The 19,666-nt window shown below is 53.4% G+C and carries 14 protein-coding genes; 4 read left to right on the top strand and 10 right to left on the bottom strand.

Features of this window, described 5'->3' with window-relative positions; genetic code table 11:
- Positions 1-2: 2 nt before the first annotated feature.
- Entirely contained in the window at positions 3-1,853 is a 1,851-nt protein-coding gene (secD, locus tag EV680_RS07500; protein ID WP_132954124.1) for a protein translocase subunit SecD, read from the bottom strand.
- Between the two features lie 70 nt (positions 1,854-1,923).
- Positions 1,924-2,220, bottom strand: a complete 297-nt coding sequence (gene yajC, locus EV680_RS07495) for a preprotein translocase subunit YajC (RefSeq protein ID WP_132954123.1) — start codon at positions 2,218-2,220, stop codon at positions 1,924-1,926.
- A gap of 188 nt (positions 2,221-2,408) precedes the next feature.
- Here yajC and EV680_RS07490 point away from each other — a divergent pair, with 188 nt between their 5' ends.
- Entirely contained in the window at positions 2,409-3,458 is a 1,050-nt protein-coding gene (locus EV680_RS07490) for a histone deacetylase family protein (RefSeq protein WP_424580117.1), read from the top strand.
- 84 nt (positions 3,459-3,542) lie between these two features.
- Here EV680_RS07490 and EV680_RS12130 read toward each other — a convergent pair whose 3' ends face one another.
- Positions 3,543-6,863, bottom strand: coding sequence for a right-handed parallel beta-helix repeat-containing protein (locus tag EV680_RS12130; RefSeq protein WP_243650357.1), 3,321 nt, complete (start codon positions 6,861-6,863; stop codon positions 3,543-3,545).
- Positions 6,864-7,522: 659 nt separating this feature from the next.
- Between EV680_RS12130 and EV680_RS07475 the strand changes: the two genes are divergently transcribed.
- On the top strand, positions 7,523-9,121 hold the full coding sequence (locus EV680_RS07475) for a peptide chain release factor 3 (protein ID WP_132954122.1): 1,599 nt from the start codon (positions 7,523-7,525) through the stop codon (positions 9,119-9,121).
- Between the two features lie 552 nt (positions 9,122-9,673).
- Here EV680_RS07475 and prmB read toward each other — a convergent pair.
- From prmB to EV680_RS07440, 7 genes are all read right to left on the bottom strand, one after another.
- Entirely contained in the window at positions 9,674-10,576 is a 903-nt protein-coding gene (gene prmB, locus EV680_RS07470; RefSeq protein WP_132954121.1) for a 50S ribosomal protein L3 N(5)-glutamine methyltransferase, read from the bottom strand.
- Positions 10,577-10,756: 180 nt separating this feature from the next.
- Positions 10,757-11,419 (bottom strand): MarC family protein, encoded by a 663-nt coding sequence (locus EV680_RS07465; RefSeq protein ID WP_165870922.1) that lies wholly within the window; start codon positions 11,417-11,419, stop codon positions 10,757-10,759.
- Between the two features lie 15 nt (positions 11,420-11,434).
- A complete protein-coding gene (gene rodA, locus EV680_RS07460; RefSeq protein WP_132954164.1) occupies positions 11,435-12,484 on the bottom strand; it encodes a rod shape-determining protein RodA in 1,050 nt (349 codons plus the stop codon).
- Between the two features lie 47 nt (positions 12,485-12,531).
- On the bottom strand, positions 12,532-14,604 hold the full coding sequence (mrdA, locus tag EV680_RS07455) for a penicillin-binding protein 2 (protein WP_132954120.1): 2,073 nt from the start codon (positions 14,602-14,604) through the stop codon (positions 12,532-12,534).
- Entirely contained in the window at positions 14,604-15,104 is a 501-nt protein-coding gene (gene mreD / locus EV680_RS07450) for a rod shape-determining protein MreD (protein WP_132954119.1), read from the bottom strand. The genes mrdA and mreD overlap by 1 nt, the downstream gene beginning before the upstream one ends.
- Positions 15,101-15,964 (bottom strand): rod shape-determining protein MreC, encoded by an 864-nt coding sequence (gene mreC / locus EV680_RS07445; protein ID WP_132954118.1) that lies wholly within the window; start codon positions 15,962-15,964, stop codon positions 15,101-15,103. Before mreC ends, mreD begins: the two co-directional genes overlap by 4 nt.
- 21 nt (positions 15,965-15,985) lie before the next feature.
- The gene (locus EV680_RS07440) at positions 15,986-17,026 is read right to left on the bottom strand and encodes a rod shape-determining protein (protein ID WP_132954117.1); all 1,041 of its coding nucleotides are present in this window, start codon (positions 17,024-17,026) and stop codon (positions 15,986-15,988) included.
- Positions 17,027-17,219: 193 nt separating this feature from the next.
- On the opposite strand from EV680_RS07440, the gene gatC reads away from it, so the two are divergent.
- Together gatC and gatA are read left to right on the top strand one after the other, a co-directional pair.
- Entirely contained in the window at positions 17,220-17,510 is a 291-nt protein-coding gene (gatC, locus tag EV680_RS07435) for an Asp-tRNA(Asn)/Glu-tRNA(Gln) amidotransferase subunit GatC (RefSeq protein WP_132954116.1), read from the top strand.
- A gap of 98 nt (positions 17,511-17,608) precedes the next feature.
- Complete coding sequence (gatA, locus tag EV680_RS07430; RefSeq protein WP_132954115.1) at positions 17,609-19,057, top strand: Asp-tRNA(Asn)/Glu-tRNA(Gln) amidotransferase subunit GatA; 1,449 nt, start codon at positions 17,609-17,611, stop codon at positions 19,055-19,057.
- Positions 19,058-19,666: the final 609 nt, after the last annotated feature.

Raw genomic sequence — 19,666 nt, 5'->3', positions numbered from 1 at the left:
CCTTACTCCTTACCGGCGGTTTCGGCGGCGGGTTTCCACACCGAGCCGATAGAGATGCGTTTGAGGTTGCGGCGGCTGCCGTACCACAGATTGACCAATGCGCGGGAAACCACCACCGATGAATACATCGAGGTGAGGATGCCCAAGCAATGCACCACGGCAAAGCCGCGCACCGGGCCGGAGCCGAAAATCAACAGCGCAATGCCGGCAATCAGCGAGGTGATGTTGGAATCGACAATGGTTGCCCAAGCGTGCTGATAGCCGAGGTTGATGGCTGCCTGCGGAGCGGCACCGCCGCGCAATTCTTCGCGGATGCGCTCGTTAATCAACACGTTGGAATCGATGGCCATGCCCAGCGTGAGCGCCAGCGCAGCGATGCCGGGCAGGGTGAGCGTGGCTTGCAATGCCGACAAAATGGCAATCAAAAACAGTAGGTTGCACGAGAGTGCAATCACGGAAACCACGCCGAACACGCGGTAATACACCACCATAAACACGGCCACCACGGCAAAGCCCCACAGGGTGGAGTTAAAACCTTTTTCAATGTTTTCTTTGCCCAAAGAGGGGCCGATGGTGCGCTCTTCGATGATTTCCATCGGCGCGGCCAGTGAGCCTGCGCGCAACAGCAGCGAGGTGTCGTTGGCTTCGGCCGAGCTCATGCTGCCGGAAATCTGCACCCGCCCGCCGGTGATGGCCGAGCGGATAACCGGCGCGGTCACCACTTCGGATTTACCCTGATCGATCAGCACCATAGCCATGCGCTTGCCGACGTTTTGCGAAGTGAGTTCGCCAAAAATCGAGCCGCCGGCATTATCGAGGTTGATGCTCACGGCAGGCGCGCCCATTTCATCAAAGCTGGGCTGGGCATCGTTGATGTTGTCGCCGGTGAGTTCCACCTGGCGGCTCACCAAAGTGGGCTGCGGGCGCTCGCCGGCGGTGTAGAGCAGCTCATAGCCGCTGGGCACGTTGCCGGCCAGTGCGGCCTGCATCTGTGCCGGATCATCCGACACCATGCGCACTTCCAGCGTGGCGGTGCGGCCGATGATGTCTTTGGCTTTGGCGGTGTCTTGCACGCCCGGCAGCTGCACCACAATGCGGTCGGCACCGGCTTGTTGAATCACAGGCTCGGCCACACCCAATTCGTTAACACGGTTGTGCAAGGTGTTGATGTTTTGCTTCACGGCATCGGCGCGCACTTTATCGAGCACTTCTTGCGAGAGCGTGAGGGTTAAGTCGTTGCCGTTGGGTGTGAGTGTGGCTTCGGGGAAAAGCTTGCGGAATTCGGGCAGGGCTTTTTGCAGATCGGCCGCATCTTGAAACGGCACGGTGAGGCTGTTGTCGGTTTGGCGCGGCGTGCCGGTACGGATTTGCTGGCGGCGCAATTCGCGGCGGATGTCGCCTGAATAGCGCTCGAAGGTTGTCTGCATGGCCGCTTTCATGTCCACCTGCATGGTGAAATGCACGCCGCCGCGCAAGTCGAGGCCGAGAAACATCGGGTTGGCCTTGATTTTAGCCATCCATTCGGGGCTGTCGGCCAAAAGATTGAGCGCGGTGATGTAGCCTTCGCCCAGCGTGTTTTCAATCACATCGCGTGCTTTGAGCTGAGTTTCGGCATCTTTAAAGCGCACTTTGAGCGAATTGTCAGCGATAAACATGCCGTCGGTGGCGATGTTGGCGGCCTGCAAGGCGGCGGAAACGCGGTTTTCGGTTTGCTCGTTGATGACGATGGCCTGGCGGTTGGTGGAAACTTGCACAGCAGGGGTTTCGCCAAACAGATTGGGCAGCGCATAAATGGCGGCCAAAATCAGCGTGGCGGCAATCAGCAGGTATTTCCAGAGCGGATAGCGGTTCATGTTAAACCTTCGTTATATAAAGACAAACAGCCGCAGCAAAAAATGCGGCGGCTAGGTGCGGGCGCTCAAATCAGGCGGCTTGTTTGCTGGCAATGGCGTTGCGTTCTACTTCAACCACCACGCCTTTGGCGATTTCCACAGAAAAAAACTGCTCGTTTACGGCGGTGATGGTGCCGGCAAAGCCGGAAGCCAAAATCACGCGGTCGCCGCGTTTGAGCTCTTTGAGCATGGCTTGGTGGGTTTTGAATTTCTTTTGCTGCGGGCGCATAATCAGCAGATAGAAAACCACTAAAATCAGCACCAGCGGTGCAAATTGCATCAGCATGTTGGGCTGGGCTGCGTCGGCGGCGTAGGCGAAGTCAATCATGTGTTGTCCAATCTAAAAAATCAGGAAAAATGGCGGGCAGATTTGGATTTCCTGCCCAAAGTAAGCTATTCTAAAGGGCTGGGCGGATTTTTCCAAGAAATTTCCGTATTATTAACTTTATTTATCAGTGAGGCCGTCTGAAAGCGGGGCGGTTCGCTTGCCGCAGCGCGTTGTGATGCGCAAATGGGTTGAAAACAGGAGCAAACAAGGTGCGTGCATGGTTACAGCGGCTGCTGGGCAAAAAGCCGAGCACAATATGGGTGAGCCATCCGATATTTCTGCAACACGAGCCGGGGCGCAACCATCCAGAAGCACCGGCGCGCATCAGTGCCATCAGCGCTGAATTGCAACAGCAAGGCATTTGGCGCAAGCTGTGGCGGCTGGAAGCGGAAGAGGCAGACGAGCGGCAATTGGCGCTGGTGCATCCGAGCAAATACCTCAATTATCTGGAAGCGCGCCAGCCGCAAAACGGCAAAATCGCCCGCATTGATGATGATACGGTGATGAGCAGCCATTCTTTATCGGCGGCGCGATGCGGTGCCGGCGCGGTGATTAAGGCGGTGGACAGGGTGATGCAAGGCAAGGCCGACAATGCTTTTTGTGCCGTGCGCCCGCCCGGGCACCATGCGGAAAGCGACAGGGCAGGCGGCTTTTGCCTGATTAACAATGTGGCGGTGGGCGCGATGCATGCGATTGCGCAATATCGTGTGCAGCGGGTGGCGGTGATTGATTTTGATGTGCACCACGCCAACGGCACGGAAGAAATTTTCAAAGGCGACCCGCGTGTGTTGCTGCTCAACAGCTGCGAGCCGGATCTTTATCCTTTTCCCAAACCTGAAATTGCCGCTGAGCACGACAATATTGTGAATACCTTGCTGGAATCGGGTAGCGGCAGCCTGGAAATGCGCCGCGCGGTGCGCGAGCAATGGCTGCCCAGGCTGGCTCAGTTTAAGCCGGAATTGATTCTGCTCTCGGCCGGCTTCGATGCGCATCGTGATGATGAAATAGGCCGTCTGAATTGGCACGAGGCCGATTATGCCTGGCTCACCCATCAAATCATGCAGGCTGCGCCGGCCTGCGCCGGGCGCATTGTGTCGGTGTTGGAGGGCGGCTATCATTTGGAAAGTTTGTCGAAAAGCGCGGCGGCACATTTATATGTGCTTTGCGGCATGGGCAAGCCCGAATGTGCGGTGAAATATGATCGTTATTTGAAAGCGCAAAAAGAAGTGACTGCTTAAATAGAAAATGAACAACAAAGGCCGTCTGAAAGAGTTTCAGACGGCCTTTGTTTGATTTGAAAAAGTTAAAAGAAAAGGTTTGGCTTATAAGATGGCGGCGGTGTTCGCATCGTGCTGGATAGTGTCATCTACCGTAATCAGCGAAGCGCCGTATTCCGCCGGTGCGGTAAACGCCACCGTGCCCAAGCCGCTGCTGCTGTGCTCGCCCAACGCGCCGGATAAATCAAGCGTGGTGGTGGAGAGCAGATCAGACAGCACCAAAGTGTCGCCCAGCACCAGCTTGTCTGCATGCTCGTCGCTTGCGGAATCCAACACGGTTTTGCCAGCGGCGTCGGCATCGTCTGATGAAGCGGCCAGCAATTTGACTGCAGCGGTTTTGCTGCTCACCAAGGTGTCGGTGCCGATATCGAGGCTCAGGCTGGTGGCGGACAGCAGGGGCTCGACAACAGGATTTTGAACGGACTTGACTGCAATAATCGCGTCGCTATTATGAGTGTTGTCATCGGCATAAACATCGGCTTTGACATGTTCTATCCAGCCGCGGTAAAACGCGTTGCGATCGGTCAAGATTTCATTGTCAACCACATATAGCAAGGGCTTCTCATCGCCGGCACGGCCGTGAAGGCTGACAATGGCGTTGTTCATATTGCCGTGCAACTCAAACGTGTTGTTGGTGATGTTGTAGCTCTCGGCGTTGCCTATCATTTGGATGGCTTCGATGCTGCCATCGGAATTTTCCCGCACTTTAATGTAATTGCCATCTACGGTTACTACGCCGCGCAACTGGCCGTTGTTGTTGTGTTCGTTGATAAAAATCGGCATGGTGCCGGCGGCGATGGTGCCGATATCGCCATAGTTATCGATGATATTGATGGTGCCTGAGCCCAAGCCATTTTCGCCACTAACCAGATTTTTGGTGTTGTTGATGATGGCAATCATGTATTTGCTGGATTCGCCGATGATTTTATTTTCAGCAATATCCAACGTGTAATGCATTTTCTGCTCATGGTTGCGAAATTCGATGCCATAAGTTTGCACGGAATTTTTATACAGAGTCAGATTTTCGATGGTGTTGCCGCGAATTTCAAAATGACCGGCGTCGGCACTTTTCAGCTCTTTAAACTGGGCGTTGGTTTGCACTTGGATGCCGGAATAGCCGTGATAAGTGAGGCGCGGGTTGTCATCGGTTTCCAAGCGGAAATCCGGATCTTGTTTAATGGTGTTGTTGATGATTTTGACATTATCCATCGTGAATTGGCGGTTATACACAGCAATGCCGTAGAGGCGGTCGCCAATGGCAGTGTTGTTTTCAATCAAAATATCGTTGCCATCGTGCACATCCAGACCTTTGCGGTAGTTGTGATCGGTGGTGTTGTTTGTGAAGGTTACGCCAAAGTTATAGCTGCCTGCCATGGCGGTGATGCCGTAGCCTGTGCCACCGTCTGCCTCATGGCCGTTCCAGGCCAGATAGTTGTTGTCTGCAACAAAATCTTTTTGATAGGAAACCAATGCACCGGCCACGCGGTTGTGGTGCAGATGGCTGTCGATCAGGCGGTTGTTTTCACCCAGCGGCAGATTTTCGTAGGTTTCATCCACTTCGTTTCTATATAAGCGCCCTTTATAGGAAAGGCCTTTGCCTTCGGGATCTTTTTGCAGCGCCTGGGTAGAGGTGAAATTTACGCCGGCGCGGTTGGCACCGGAAACCTCTACTTTACTGATTAAAGTGTTGTCTGAATCGTTGACCAAAATGCCGCTCACTTTGCCGAAATAGCTGTCACCCGGGCGGTAAAAGTCATCTTTATTGGTGTATTCCACCGATAAATCGGCAATGGTTTTATTGCTTTGGCCGTCAATCAAAATACCGGCGAAAGCTCGGATGTCGTCTTCATTGGTGTTGGGGTTGAACAAGCCGGTTTGTGCTTTATCAAACGAAATAGTGGTGTTGCCCATGCCATCGCCAAACAGGCCGGTAACGCCTTGATTATTGCTGTTGAGCACGATTTGATCGGAAATTTTCAACGAGCCGTGCAGATACACCGCCGCACCTTCTTGGTGCGCTGCGGCCAGCGCTGCATTGATGGCAGCGAGGCTGTCGGTTTCGCCGCTGGTGTCGGTGCCGAATTCGCGCGCATCAATATAAGTGCCATAGGTGGCGTGCTGATAAACCATGTAGTCGCCGAATGCGCCCGGACGGCCTTCGTCTTGCCCGTTGGGTATGGGATCTGAAGGTTTTTCTTCAACCACAGGCTTTTCTTCAACCACAGGTTTTTCTTCAACCACAGGCTTTTCTTCAACCACAGGCTTTTCTTCAACCACAGGCTTTTCTTCAACCACAGGCTTTTCTTCAACCACGGGCTTTTCTTCAACCACGGGTTTTTCTTCAACCACAGGTTTCTCTTCAACCACGGGCTTCTCTTCAACCACAGGTTTCTCTTCAACCACAGGTTTCTCTTCAACCACAGGTTTCTCTTCAACCACAGGTTTCTCTTCAACCACGGGTTTTTCTTCAACCACGGGTTTCTCTTCAACCACGGGTTTTTCTTCAACCACGGGTTTTTCTTCAACCACAGGTTTTTCTTCAACCACGGGTTTTTCTTCAGCCACGGGTTTTTCTTCAACCACGGGTTTTTCTTCAACCACGGGTTTTTCTTCAACCACAGGTTTTTCTTCAACCACAGGTTTCTCTTCAACCACGGGTTTCTCTTCAACCACAGGTTTCTCTTCAACCACAGGTTTCTCTTCAACCACAGGTTTCTCTTCAACCACAGGTTTCTCTTCAACCACAGGTTTCTCTTCAACCACGGGTTTCTCTTCAACCACGGGTTTCTCTTCAACCACGGGTTTTTCTTCAACCACGGGTTTTTCTTCAACCACAGGTTTCTCTTCAACCACAGGTTTTTCTTCAACCGCAGGTTTGCCGGGCACCGGAGCAGAATTGTCGCTGCCACCACCGCCACCACCACCGCCCGCAGCCGCGCCGAGCAGGCCTGCGCCTGCGATGCCGCCAAGCACGGCAAGAATTTTGCTGGAACCTGATGCGGGTTGGGTGGCGGCCATCACTTGCTCGGCCAGCAAAGGATCTGTGGCAGGTGCTTCAGGATAAGCGGCCAGTGCGCCGTTTTGCTGCATGCCGACCACAGGCGGTTTGTTGTTGGCGGAGAGGGGGGCGTAATAATTTTCGATGATTAAATCGGTTTGGCCGGTGCCGGCTTCCTCAAAGCTGATGTGCAAATCATCGTTTACCCGCGTAAAAGCAGCCTGTTCGGGCGCGAGCCCAGTTTCGGCGTCGGCCAATTGGTAGTAAGCGTTATCGAGATTGCTTACCTGTATTTTCAAGGGTTGGTTTTGCCCGGTAGACAAATGATAGCGGCCCAGATTTTCAACTGTGGCCGCGTGGTTTGCCATTACTTTGTTAAGTGAGATTGTGAATTGTTTTGCCATTTTGTTAAATTCCGTAAAATAATTGTGTTTGATAAAAATAAACTAATACAAATTGAATGATTTTTTATTTATAGTGAAATAAGGCCATGATGATTTTTGATGCAAAAAAAGAAAAACAAAGTATCTACTTTAATTGGCTTCTTTAATGCATTTTGGTAACTTGGCGGTTGCCATGGTGAGCAAAGTCAGAAACGCCGTGTTAATCTCATTAATATGCATATCGATAATCTGAATGCATATGCCCTTTCCATATTGTTATGAATTGCAAAGTATCATAATAAATATAATTATGACAATAGTTATTTTATACTTTGTTATTTTAAATAAGTTTTTATTTCCCAAAGTGGGTATTATTCAAGTTGGGTAAGTGAAAAGGCGCGTTTGCAGACGCATCAGGAGCATGCGTTTTGGGCGAATGGTTTTTACACATGATGTTTGAGTGGAAGGCGTGGTCGAAGTGAGTGGTTTGATGATTTTGATGCGGCAGGCCGTCTGAATGTTTTCAGACGGCCTGCCGCTTTAAGTTCATGGAAAAACAAAGTGTTTTTCTGTATAATCACGCCTCTTAATGATTAGGCGGTGCCTATAGGCCGTCTGAAATCCATCAGAATAAACGAGCGATTATGTCCAATATCCCCGAACAGGTGCGCCACCGCCGCACTTTTGCCATTATTTCCCACCCCGATGCGGGCAAAACCACGCTCACGGAAAAGCTGTTGCTTTTTTCGGGCGCGATTCAGAGCGCGGGCACGGTGAAAGGCAAAAAAAGCGGCAAATTCGCCACTTCCGACTGGATGGAAATCGAGAAGCAGCGCGGCATTTCGGTGGCTTCATCGGTGATGCAGTTTGAGTATCACGACCACACGGTGAATCTGCTCGACACACCCGGCCACCAAGATTTTTCGGAAGACACTTATCGTGTGCTCACTGCGGTAGACAGCGCTTTGATGGTGATTGATGCGGCAAAAGGTGTAGAAGCGCAAACCATCAAGCTTTTGAACGTGTGCCGTTTGCGCAACACGCCGATTGTTACTTTTATGAACAAATACGACCGCGAGGTGCGTGATTCGCTCGAATTGCTCGATGAGGTGGAAAGCGTGCTGCAAATCCGCTGCGCACCGGTAACTTGGCCGATCGGCATGGGCAAAAATTTCAAAGGCGTGTATTCGATTTTGAACGATGAGGTGTATTTGTTTGAAGCGGGCGGCGAAAAGCTGCCGCACGAATTTGAAGTGATTTCTGGCATTGATAATCCGCGCCTGGATGAATTGTTTCCGCTCGATATGGATAACTTGCGCGCTGAAATCGAGCTGGTGCAGGCGGCTTCCAACGAATTCGATTTAGAAGCTTTTTTGGCGGGCGAGCTCACGCCGGTGTTTTTCGGCTCGGCCATCAATAATTTCGGCATTCAGGAAATTTTAAATTCGCTGATTGATTGGGCACCGGCGCCGAAAGGGCGCGATGCCACCGTGCGCGAAGTGATGCCCGATGAAGAGAAATTTTCCGGTTTTGTGTTTAAAATCCAGGCCAATATGGATCCGAAGCACCGCGACCGTATTGCTTTTTTGCGTGTGTGCTCGGGGCGCTTCGAGCGCGGCATGAAGATGAAGCATTTGCGCATCAACCGCGATATTGCCGCTTCCAGCGTGGTGACGTTTATGTCGCACGACCGCGAGCTGGTGGAAGAGGCTTATGCCGGCGACATTATCGGCATTCCCAACCACGGCAATATTCAGATTGGCGACAGTTTTTCCGAGGGCGAGCAGCTGGCGTTTACCGGCATTCCGTTTTTCGCGCCGGAATTGTTCCGCAGCGTGCGCATTAAAAATCCGCTGAAAATGAAGCAATTGCAAAAAGGCTTGCAGCAGCTGGGCGAAGAGGGCGCGGTGCAGGTGTTTAAACCGCATTCGGGCGCCGATTTGATTTTGGGCGCGGTGGGCGTGTTGCAGTTTGAGGTGGTGACCGCGCGGCTGGCAGCGGAATACGGCGTGGAAGCGGTGTTTGATTCCGCCAGCATTTGGTCGGCACGCTGGGTGTCGTGCGACGATAAGAAAAAACTGGCCGAATTTGAAAAAGCCAACGCCGGCAATTTGTCGATTGATGCCGGTGGCAACCTGGCTTATCTGGCGCCCAATCGTGTGAATTTGGGTTTAACGCAAGAGCGTTGGCCGGATATTGTGTTCCACGAAACGCGCGAGCATGCAGTGAATTTAAATGACTGATGCGGTTGTGTAAAACCAGCAAGGCCGTCTGAAAAAGTTTTCAGACGGCCTTGTTTGTTTCACTTAGGCGCAACCCAGTAAAACCCCAATGATTTTATATAGTGAAATGTATAAAAAACTGATACAGCGGGTAGGTTGGGTTGCAAACCCAACCAATCTACAAGCCGTCTGAAACGTTGGGTTTATCAACCCGACCTACGCCGCTGTAAAATGGTGTTCCGTGTCACTTTTTCTTGCATTTTACTATGAAATCAATCTGTTGAACAAGCGTGGATTACTCCAAAAAAACGCTTATCTGATTTAAATCGTGCCATGATAAAAAGGCCGCCTGAAAAAGCAGCCTGTAGGTCGGATTCTCGAATCCGACACTTGTTCGCAGAACAAGGCACGAACATCGTTTTGGCCGTTGGCCAAACGTCGGATTCAAGAATCCGACCTACACGGATGATGTTGCCGAACTGCTTTTATTTTGTAAGGTTATTTTTTTGAATTGGTATCAAAGGCCGTCTGAAAAAGTTTTCAGACGGCCTTTGATTTGATTAATTTAATCTATCAGCTTTCTTCGCCCAGCAGCTGCTCGCGGGTAAGCAGAAACACAAAACCATCGCCGCCGCTGGTTTCCAGCCAGGTAAACGGCAGCTCGGGATAAGCGGCCTCGAGCACATCGCGGTTGTGGCCGATTTCCACCAGCAACACGCCTTTGGGATTGAGGTGTTTGGCCGCCTGCAAGAGGATTTCGCGGGTGGCATCGAGGCCGTCGTCGCCGCTGCCCAGCGCAAGCTCAGGCTCGTGCAGGTATTCTTCGGGCAAGGTATCGACCGATTCGGCATCGACATAAGGCGGGTTGGACACGATTAAATCGTAAGTCTCTTCCAGCCCTTCAAACAAATCGGTGTGAATCAGGTTGATGCGGTTTTCGAGGCCGTAGTCTTCCACATTGATGGCCGCCACTTCCAGCGCATCTAGGCTTAAATCGACGGCATCGATTTGGGCATCGGGATAATGGTGCGCCATTTGAATGGCCAAGCAGCCGCTGCCGGTGCATAAATCCAGCGCGCGGTGTACCAGCTCGGGGTGTTCGATCCACGGTGCCAAGGGCTCGCCCAAAAGCTCGTGCACAAATGAGCGCGGCACAATCACGCGCTCATCCACATAAAAATCAAAATCGCCCTGCCAGGCTTGGTTGGTGAGATAGGCTACCGGTATGCGCTCGTTGACGCGGCGGGCAATCAAATCGAGAAGATCTTGCTTTTCTTCGGCTAAAAGTTTGGCATCGAGATAAGGTTCGAGCGTGTCGAGCGGCAGGTTGAGGGTGTGCAAAATCAGATAGGCGGCTTCATCATGGGCGTTGTCGCTGCCGTGGCCGAAAAACAGCCCGGCTTCGTTGAAACGGCTCACGGCAAAGCGCAAAAGGTCGCGCAGGGTGGTGAATTCTTGGGCGGCTTGGTCAAACATGGCGGCTCCGAAAGCGGTGGGCGGATAAAGCTTGATTATAGCTGATGTGGCGGGTTTTCGTGCAGGCCGTCTGAACGCAATTTCAATGAATGATAACGAAATATCATGTCCTCTGTGCCACAAAAAAACATGAGGCCGTCTGAAAGCTTTCAGACGGCCTCATGTTTTTCAGCGCACGCATCAGCCGATTAGTTGCGGAAACAGATTTTTCAGGCCGGCCACGATAATTTCTATCGACACCGCCGCCAGCAGCATGCCCATGATGCGGTTGAGGATGGTGAGGCCGGTTTCCCCCAGCCATTTGCTCACTCTGGCCGCTGCCATCAGGATAAGGTAGCAAATCAGGCTGATTAAAAAGCCGGCGGCGAGAATGGAGAGGGTGTCTTGATAATCTTTGGCGGCCGAAGCATAAATCACCACGGTAGAAATGCCGCCGGGGCCTATCATCATCGGAATGGCCAGCGGCACCACGGCAATGGCGCCGATTTGGCTGGATTTGCCCGGCTGGATGGTGATTTCGTTGCTCTCTTTAATGCCCACATCGGGTTTGGCCGGATTGTTGTTGCCGTTCATCATCGAAATGGCAATCAGCAGCACCAAAATGCCGCCGCCCACCTGAAACGAACCCACACTGATGCCCAAAAGTTTGAGCAATGCGCCGCCGGAAAGGGTGAAGATGCAGATGGTGACCAACACGGTAAACGAGGCGATTTGCGCCACTTTGCGCCGCTCTTTGGTGCTGTTGTTGCGGGTAAGGTCGAGAAAGATCGACAAAGCGCCAAAAGGGTTGATCAGCACCATAAAAGCCAAAATCAGCTTGCTGATCTGCATGCCCAAATCCATAAAACTTATCCTTTTTCAGCGGCGCTGGTTGGCAATGCCCATCAAGAGCGCCAACACAACCATAATCGATAAAGTGGCCGTGCCGCCGTAGCTCACCAAGGGCAGCGGCACGCCCACCACGGGCAGAATGCCGCTCACCATGCCCATGTTGACAAAGGCATAGCAGAAAAAAGTCATCGTGAGCGCGCCGGCGAGCGTGCGGCTGTAGAGCGTGGGCGCTTTGGCGGCGATATAGAGGCCGCGCGCCAGAATCAGCAGGTAAATCGCCAGCAGCAGCACATTGCCGATTAAGCCGAATTCTTCACCATACACGGCAAAAATAAAATCGGTGGTGGATTCGGGAATGTAATCCAAATGGGTTTGTGTGCCATTGAGCCAGCCCTTGCCCCATATGCCGCCCGAGCCGATGGCAATCATCGATTGGATAATGTGGTAGCCCGCCCCGAGCGGGTCTTGCGTGGGGTCGAGCAGGGTGAGCACGCGGGTTTTCTGATAATCGTGCATGCCGTAGCGCCAAAGCAGCGGCAAAGCAGCGGCAAAGCCGATAAGGGCGGCGAAAATGGCTTTCCACGGCAGCCCGGCAAAAAAGATCACAAATAGTCCTGATGCCATAATCAGCGTGGCGGTGCCCAAATCGGGCTGCTTCAAAATCAGGGCAACGGGCACCAACACAATCACAATGGCTGCCAAATAGTGATACCAGCGCAGCGACATTTCATATTTCTGGAAATACCAAGCCACCATCATGGGCAGGGCGATTTTCATGATTTCAGAGGGCTGGATGCGGCCAATGCCGATATTGAGCCAGCGGGTGGAGCCGTTGACGGTGATGCCGAAAAAGTGCACGCCCAGCAGCAGCACCACGCCGATGGCATACATGGGTAAGGCAAAATTCGACAAAATCTGCGGCCGCGTGCGTGCAATCAGCCATAAGAGCATGAAGCCCAGCACGGTGTGCAGGGTTTTGTTTTCAAGCTGGCCGATTTGCTGGCCGTCGGCCGAATAGAGTAAAAACAGGCTCATGATATAGATGGCCAGCATGGCGTAAAACAGCCAGGGATCCATCGGGCTCCAAACGATGCGCTTGATTTTTTGAAACAAGGTTTCGGTGTTCACGGTGTGGCTCCCGATGCGGGCAGAATATCCGAGGCCGGCCGGTGCACGGCATCATAGGCCGTCTGAAAAGGCGGAATGCTGCGGCGGGCAGGCGCGGCGGCCGGCTCGCTGGCGGCTAGGAGCGGGTTGTCTATGGTTTGTGCGCCGCTGAGCGTGGCTTTGTTAACGGTGGTGTTTTGGCCGCCTTTGAGCTTGAGCAGGTAATAATCGGAGAGTTGGCGCGCCAAGGGAGCGGCTGTGGCGCCCCAGCCGCCGTTTTCCAGCAACACGGCAATGGCGATTTGTGGGGGTTGCACCGGCGCAAACGAAATAAACCAGGCATGGTCGCGGTGTTGCTCGGCCAGCGCGGCGGCATTATAGCTTTTACCTTGCTGGATCTGCACCACTTGCGCGGTGCCGGTTTTGCCGCCCATGCTGTATTGCAGGCCGGCACCGACACGCCAAGCCGTGCCGCCCGGCTGCAACACTCTCACCATCGCTTGTTTGACATATTCGAAGTTGCTGCGGCTGAATGGAATGGTGCGCTCGGGCTTGGGCTCGATCAAGGTGATTTGGCGGCGCTCATGGTCGAGCAGCTCTTTAACCATGTGCGGGCGGTAAACCACGCCGTCGTTGGCCAGCGAAGCGGTGGCGTGCGCCATTTGCAGCGGCGTGTAGGCGTTGTAGCCCTGGCCGATACTCACCGACACCATTTCGGAAGCATTCCAAGTGCGCGCGGCGGGGTTTTTCGATTTGGCAAAGCGCTGGGCTTTCCATTCGCGGCTGGGCAGCACGCCGCGGTATTCGTTGGGCAGATCGATACCGGTTTGCCGGCCCAAATCAAATTCGGCCAGATAGGGTGCGGTTTTATCTATGCCCAATTCATAACCCAAGCGGTAGAAAAAGGTGTCGGACGACACTTGAATCGCTTTGCTCAGATTGGCCGAGCCGTGGCCGCTGCGCACCGAATCGCGGAATTGGTGGCGCGAGCCGGGTATGCTCCAAGCGCCGGGCGCGGGCACTATTGTGCTCTGATTGATTTTGCCGCTTTCGAGCAGCGCCATGCCCATGAACGGCTTGAAAGTGGAGCCGGGCGGATACAGGCCTTGGGTAACGCGGTTGATCAGCGGGCGCTGCCAGTTTTCATTCAGGCTTTTCCAGGTTTCGGTGTCGATGCCGTCGATAAAAAGATTGGGGTCGAACGAGGGCTTGGACACAAAAGCCAACACGCCGCCGGTTTGCGGGTCAATCGCAATAATGGCGCCGCGGCGGCCGTTCATCAGCCGGTCGGCTTCTTGTTGCAGGCGGATATCCATGGCCAGGCGCAGCGTTTGGCCGGTGTGGGCAGGCACGGTTTTGAGCACGCGCACCACATTGCCGTAAGCATCTTTTTCCACTTCCTGATAGCCGGGTGCGCCGTGAAGCTGGCGCTCATAAAAGCTTTCCAGCCCCGATTTGCCGATATGGGTGCTGCCGCGATAAAGCGCGGTGAGTTCTTCTTCATCCAGCTTTTTCTGGTCGCGCTCGCTGATGCGGCCGATATAGCCCAAAAAGTGTGCCGTCAGCTGGCCGTATGGGTATTCGCGAAAGGTGCGGGCATTGATTTCCACGCCTTTGAAGCGGTAAAGCTGCGCCGCCAATTTGGCCGCCTCATCGGGCAGCAACTTTAATTTGAGCGGTATTTTTTCATAAGAGCGAAATTCGGCGCGAAATTTGCGGAAACGGCGCAAATCGCCATCGGTGATGTCTACATAAGCACGCAGTGCTTCAATCATGTCGTCTGTTTTGACTTCCAGCTGGCTGGGCACGATTTCCAGCGAATAAGCCGGATAATTATGTGCCAGCACCACGCCGTTGGCATCAATCACTTCGCCGCGTATGGCCGGCGTGGGAATTAGCGAAATGCGGTTGGTGGTGGCTTTGGCGGTGAATTCTTCATGCTTGATGACTTGCAGAAACACAAAGCGGCCAATCAAAATGGCGAAAAACACCACAATCAGCACAAACGCCACCACCAAGCGCAGCAGATAATCGCGCTGCTGAACGGCTTGGTCGGTGGTGGCTTGATGATATTGGCGTGGCGTTTTCATCAGCGTAAACGGCGGGAATTAAGCATGCCGAGCATCATTTTGCTCAAAAGCGGCCACAAGAGTGCGCCGACGAAGGGGGCGATAAAACCTGCCCAGCCGGAAAAGCGGTGGTCATACATTAAGCGGATCAGCATCAAAATCAGCTGGTTGCACAATAAAGCGCCCAGCACGGCCACGGCCTGAAAGCCGTAATTGTAGAGAATAATCTGCCGCTGCCGCTGCTGCACCAGAAAAGTGATCAGCATATAAGAGAGCGCATGCTGGCCCAGCGGCGCTGCGGTGCCGATGTCGGTGAGCATGCCCACCACAAAAGCCGTGCCCACGCCCACCGATTGCGGCCGGTTGATTGCCCAATAAAGCAGCATGAGTGCGGTGAATTCAGGCAGCCAGAAAAAGCCATCCGATGAAAAGGGCATGAAATCCAGCAGCATGGCCACTGCAAACGTGGCAGCAATCAGGCGTTTGGAAATGCGGTTGTGGAAATCTTCAAAATCAGTCATGGCGCGGCAGGTGCGGGCGGTGTTGCCGGTTGGGCAGCGGTTTGGGGCAGGGTCAGCACATATTTGCTGCTGCGAAAGGCAGCCAGCGGCGAGAGCGTTACGCGGTAGTAAGGTGTGCCGGCAGCACGCGCGGCCTGATCGACTCTGGCCACCGGAATGCCTTGCGGATAAACGGAATCTAAGCCCGAAGTTTGCAGAATATCGCCGGGCTGCAAATCGGCATCAGTAGGAAAATAACGCAGATTCACCGCGCCGCCGCTGCCATAAAGCAGGCTGCGCACGCCGGTGCGCGCCACCACCACCGGAATAACCGTTTGGCTGTTGGTGATCAGGGTGAGCTCGGCGCTTAAAGGCTGTACTTGGGTGATTTGGCCGATCAGCCCGTATTGGTCGATTACCGCATCGCCGTTTTGCAGGCCGCTGCGGCTGCCTTTATTGATAATCAGCTTATCGGAGAGCGGATCTTTGCCGTTGGAAATCACTTCGGCGGTGGCCACGGCCTGAACGCCGTGCTGTTGCAGGCCGCCCAGTGCTTGCAATTCTTGCAGCTCGCGCTTTTGCTGCTGCGTTTGCTGCGCCAGCATTTTCAGACGGCCGTTTTCTTCCAAAAGCTGACGGTTGCTTGCCAACAGGGCCGTTTGCGATTGCATAAAGCCGCTCATGTATTCATACAGCCGCACCGGCTGATTGGCCAGCCATTGCAAAGGGTAGAGCGCCGTGGCCGCATAGCCTTTTGCCGCCTGCACGGCAGCATAGCGGTTGTCGAGCATCATCAGAACAATGCTGATTATCGAGAGGATAATCAGCTTGCTTACCGGCTTGATGCCTTTGCGGGCGAAATTTAAAGACTGTTCGGCCATCGGTGCGGCTGCCGCTGCGGATTAGGGGTTGGTTACGAAAACAGAATTGAGCTTACCAATCATTTCAAGCGCTTTGCCCGAGCCGCGCGCCACGCAGGTGAGCGGATCTTCTGCAATCATCACCGGCAGGCCGGTTTCTTCGGCCAAAAGGCGGTCGAGGCCTTTGAGCAGCGCGCCGCCGCCGGTGAGCACCAGGCCGCGGTCGGCAATGTCGGCACCCAATTCGGGCGGGGTTTGTTCCAGCGCGTTTTTCACCGATTGCACGATTTGGTTTAAGGGCTCGGTGAGCGCTTCGAGCACTTCATTGGAGCTAATGGTGAATGCGCGCGGAATGCCCTCGGCCAGATTGCGGCCTTTCACTTCGAGCTCGCGCACTTCCATGCCGGGGAAAGCCGAGCCGATGGATTTTTTGATTTCTTCGGCGGTGGCTTCGCCGATTAACATGCCGTAGTTGCGGCGCACATAATTGATGATGCTGTCGTCAAACGCATCGCCGCCCACGCGGATAGAGTGCGAATACACCACGCCGCTCAAGGAAATCACGCCCACTTCAGTGGTGCCGCCGCCGATATCCACCACCATCGAGCCGGTGGCTTCTTCAATCGGCAAGCCTGCGCCAATGGCGGCGGCCATCGGCTCTTCAATCAGATTAACGGTGGAAGCACCTGCGGCCAAGGCAGAATCGCGAATGGCTTTGCGCTCAACCTGGGTGGAGCCGCAAGGCACGCAGATCACGATGCGCGGCGCGGCGGCAAAGCGGCTGTTGTTCACTTTTTTGATAAACTGCTTGAGCATTTTTTCGGTGACGTTAAAGTCGGCAATCACGCCGTCTTTCATCGGGCGGATGGCCTGAATGCTGCCCGGCGTGCGACCGAGCATTTTTTTAGCTTCGGTGCCCACGGCCAGAATCACGCTTTTGCCGTGTGAGGCATCGGTTTGCATGGCCACCACCGAGGGTTCGTCCAAAACAATGCCTTTGCCTTTAATGTAAATCAAGGTGTTGGCGGTGCCCAAATCGATGGCAAGGTCGTTGGAAAAATAGCGGGTCAAAAAGCGAAACATGAACATTTCCTACAGATTTTGAAAATAGAAAAGAGTGTAGGCACGGCTTTTTTAGCGGCTTTTGTGGCACAAAAGCGCTGAAAATCGCCATGCCGCAGCATTGGTTTTCGGTTATAATCTTGCGATTAAACAGATGTAACGCGCAATGATACCCTAGATTAGGGAATTTGCTAATTAAATTTAAGGATTTTTTATGGCCCTAACCCTGCACGATGTCGAAAAAATTGCCAAGCTTTCCCGCCTGAGCCTGACCGAGGCGGAGAAGGCGCAAAATCTGCAGCAGCTCAACGATGTGTTTGCGCTGGTGGAGAAAATGCAGAGCGTTGACACCGAGGGCGTGGAGCCGATGGCGCATCCGCACGAAGTGGCCTTGCGCCTGCGCGCCGATGCGGTAACCGAGCACGATCATGCTGCCGAATATCAGGCTGTGGCGCCCGAAGTGCGCAACCGTCTTTATATTGTTCCTCAAGTAATTGAAGAATAAAGAAAATACTAAGCAATTTGAAAATATAAACCCCTTTCAGACGGCATGTGGAATGAACCTTCATCAAGAGGCCGTCTGAAAGGTTTGGAAATAATGAAATGACTGCATACACTTTAAAACAAACCGGCGACATGCTGCAAAGCAAGCAAATTTCCGCCACCGAATTGGCGCAGGAATATTTGGCCGCGATTGAAGCGGGCAATCCCGCCATCAATGCCTATATCACGCTGGATAAAGCCGCCACGCTGGCCGAAGCGGCTGCGGCCGATGCGCGCATTGCCGCCGGCCATGCCACGGCGCTCACGGGCGTGCCGATTGCCTATAAAGATATTTTCTGCCAGCAAGGCTGGAAAAGCGCTTGCGCCAGCAAAATGCTGGATAACTTTGTGTCGCCCTACACCGCCACCGTGGTGCAAAATCTGTTAAACGAGGGCATGGTTACGCTCGGGCGCACCAATATGGACGAATTCGCCATGGGCTCGACCACCGAAAGCTCGTTTTACGGTGCTACCAAAAACCCGTGGAACATCGAAAACGTGCCCGGCGGCTCTTCCGGCGGCTCGGCCGCAGCTGTGGCAGCGCGTTTGGCACCGGCGGCTTTGGGCAGTGACACCGGCGGCTCCATCCGCCAGCCAGCATCACACTGCGGCATCACCGGCTTGAAACCCACATATGGCGTGGTTTCCCGCTTCGGCATGGTGGCCTATGCCTCCAGCTTCGACCAAGCCGGGCCGATGGCGCAAACCGCCGAAGATTGTGCCTTGCTGCTCAATGCCATGGCAAGCTTCGATGAACGTGATTCCACCAGCCTCGAGCGCGAAAAAGAAGACTACACCCGCGCCTTAAACCAGCCCTTAAAAGGCTTGAAAATCGGCCTGCCGAAAGAATATTTTGCCGCCAGCAACAGCGCCGATGTTCAGACGGCCTTGCAAAACGTGATGGATTTGCTCAAAGCACAAGGCGCAGAAATGGTGGACGTGAGCCTACCGCAAACCGAATTATCCATTCCCGCCTATTATGTGCTCGCATCGGCCGAAGCCAGCACCAACCTGTCGCGCTACGACGGCGTACGCTACGGCCACCGTGCCGCCCAGTTTGGCGATTTGGATGAAATGTACAGCAACACCCGCGCCGAAGGCTTCGGCAGCGAAGTGAAACGCCGCATTATGATGGGCACTTATGTACTGAGCCACGGCTATTACGATGCTTATTATTTAAAAGCGCAAAAACTGCGCCGCTTGGTGGCCAACGATTTTCAGACGGCCTTGCAAGATTGCGATTTGATTTTAGGCCCCGTTGCCCCCACCGCCGCGCCCAAGCTCGGCAGCGACATTCACGACCCGGTGCAAATGTATTTGAGCGACATCTACACCATCGCGCTCAACCTCGCCGGCCTGCCCGGCATGAGTCTGCCCGCCGGATTTTCTTCAGACGGCCTGCCCATCGGCGTGCAGCTGATTGGCAATTACTTTACCGAAGCCAAGTTGTTGGGCGTGGCGCACCAGATTCAGCAACACAGCGATTGGCACAGCAAAGCGCCGGCATAAAGCATTGGCGGCTTGGTGTGTTTAATACCCATTCGAAAAAATAATATACAAACAGGCAGCCTGTAGGTCGGATTCTCGAATCCGACACTTGTTCGCAGAACAAGGCACGCACATCGCTTTGGCCGTTGGCCAAACGTTGGATTCAAGAATCCGACCTACGCGGATGATGCTGCCGAACTGCTTTTATTTTGTAAGGTTATTTTTTAGAATTGGTATAAAGTGCCTTTGCAGACGGCCTGCTCATATATATAAGATATAAAAGGCCGTCTGAAGGCTTATACAAAACCATTGGAAAATGTTCAGACGGCCTAGAATTTTTATCGCAACAGCAATCTTAATCTTTCGAAGGAAGTGAGCTAGGGTCTGTTCACCATTCATCTCGTGGCAATCTTTTGGCTCAAAAACGCGCCTGCCGCGTTGAAAATGCTCGCAAGGTGCCCAACCTTGCTGCGCTTTTCGCCTTGCAAGCGTGCTTTTGCGCTCAAAATCTTACGCACGGATGATCTTACGCACGGATGAAATGTGAACAGACCCTAGGGCGTCCTGACAATTACTTGTCATAAAAATAATCAGATAAAAGAAAGGCAGATAAGTTAAAATTTTTGTCGC

Source organism: Uruburuella suis (genome assembly GCF_004341385.1).
In the GTDB taxonomy this organism is placed as follows: Bacteria; Pseudomonadota; Gammaproteobacteria; order Burkholderiales; family Neisseriaceae; genus Neisseria; species Neisseria suis.
This window is presented reverse-complemented; position numbering and strand designations above follow the sequence as displayed.

What these genes read in the sequence shown, in the direction of transcription:
- secD (WP_132954124.1), bottom strand. Translation starts at nt 1,853, where the DNA reads ATGAACCGCTATCCGCTCTGGAAATACCTGCTGATTGCCGCCACGCTG.
- yajC (WP_132954123.1), bottom strand. Translation starts at nt 2,220, where the DNA reads ATGATTGACTTCGCCTACGCCGCCGACGCAGCCCAGCCCAACATGCTG.
- EV680_RS12130 (WP_243650357.1), bottom strand. Translation starts at nt 6,863, where the DNA reads ATGGCAAACCACGCGGCCACAGTTGAAAATCTGGGCCGCTATCATTTG.
- EV680_RS07475 (WP_132954122.1), top strand. Translation starts at nt 7,523, where the DNA reads ATGTCCAATATCCCCGAACAGGTGCGCCACCGCCGCACTTTTGCCATT.
- prmB (WP_132954121.1), bottom strand. Translation starts at nt 10,576, where the DNA reads ATGTTTGACCAAGCCGCCCAAGAATTCACCACCCTGCGCGACCTTTTG.
- EV680_RS07465 (WP_165870922.1), bottom strand. Translation starts at nt 11,419, where the DNA reads ATGGATTTGGGCATGCAGATCAGCAAGCTGATTTTGGCTTTTATGGTG.
- rodA (WP_132954164.1), bottom strand. Translation starts at nt 12,484, where the DNA reads ATGGATCCCTGGCTGTTTTACGCCATGCTGGCCATCTATATCATGAGC.
- mrdA (WP_132954120.1), bottom strand. Translation starts at nt 14,604, where the DNA reads ATGAAAACGCCACGCCAATATCATCAAGCCACCACCGACCAAGCCGTT.
- mreD (WP_132954119.1), bottom strand. Translation starts at nt 15,104, where the DNA reads ATGACTGATTTTGAAGATTTCCACAACCGCATTTCCAAACGCCTGATT.
- mreC (WP_132954118.1), bottom strand. Translation starts at nt 15,964, where the DNA reads ATGGCCGAACAGTCTTTAAATTTCGCCCGCAAAGGCATCAAGCCGGTA.
- EV680_RS07440 (WP_132954117.1), bottom strand. Translation starts at nt 17,026, where the DNA reads ATGTTTCGCTTTTTGACCCGCTATTTTTCCAACGACCTTGCCATCGAT.
- gatC (WP_132954116.1), top strand. Translation starts at nt 17,220, where the DNA reads ATGGCCCTAACCCTGCACGATGTCGAAAAAATTGCCAAGCTTTCCCGC.
- gatA (WP_132954115.1), top strand. Translation starts at nt 17,609, where the DNA reads ATGACTGCATACACTTTAAAACAAACCGGCGACATGCTGCAAAGCAAG.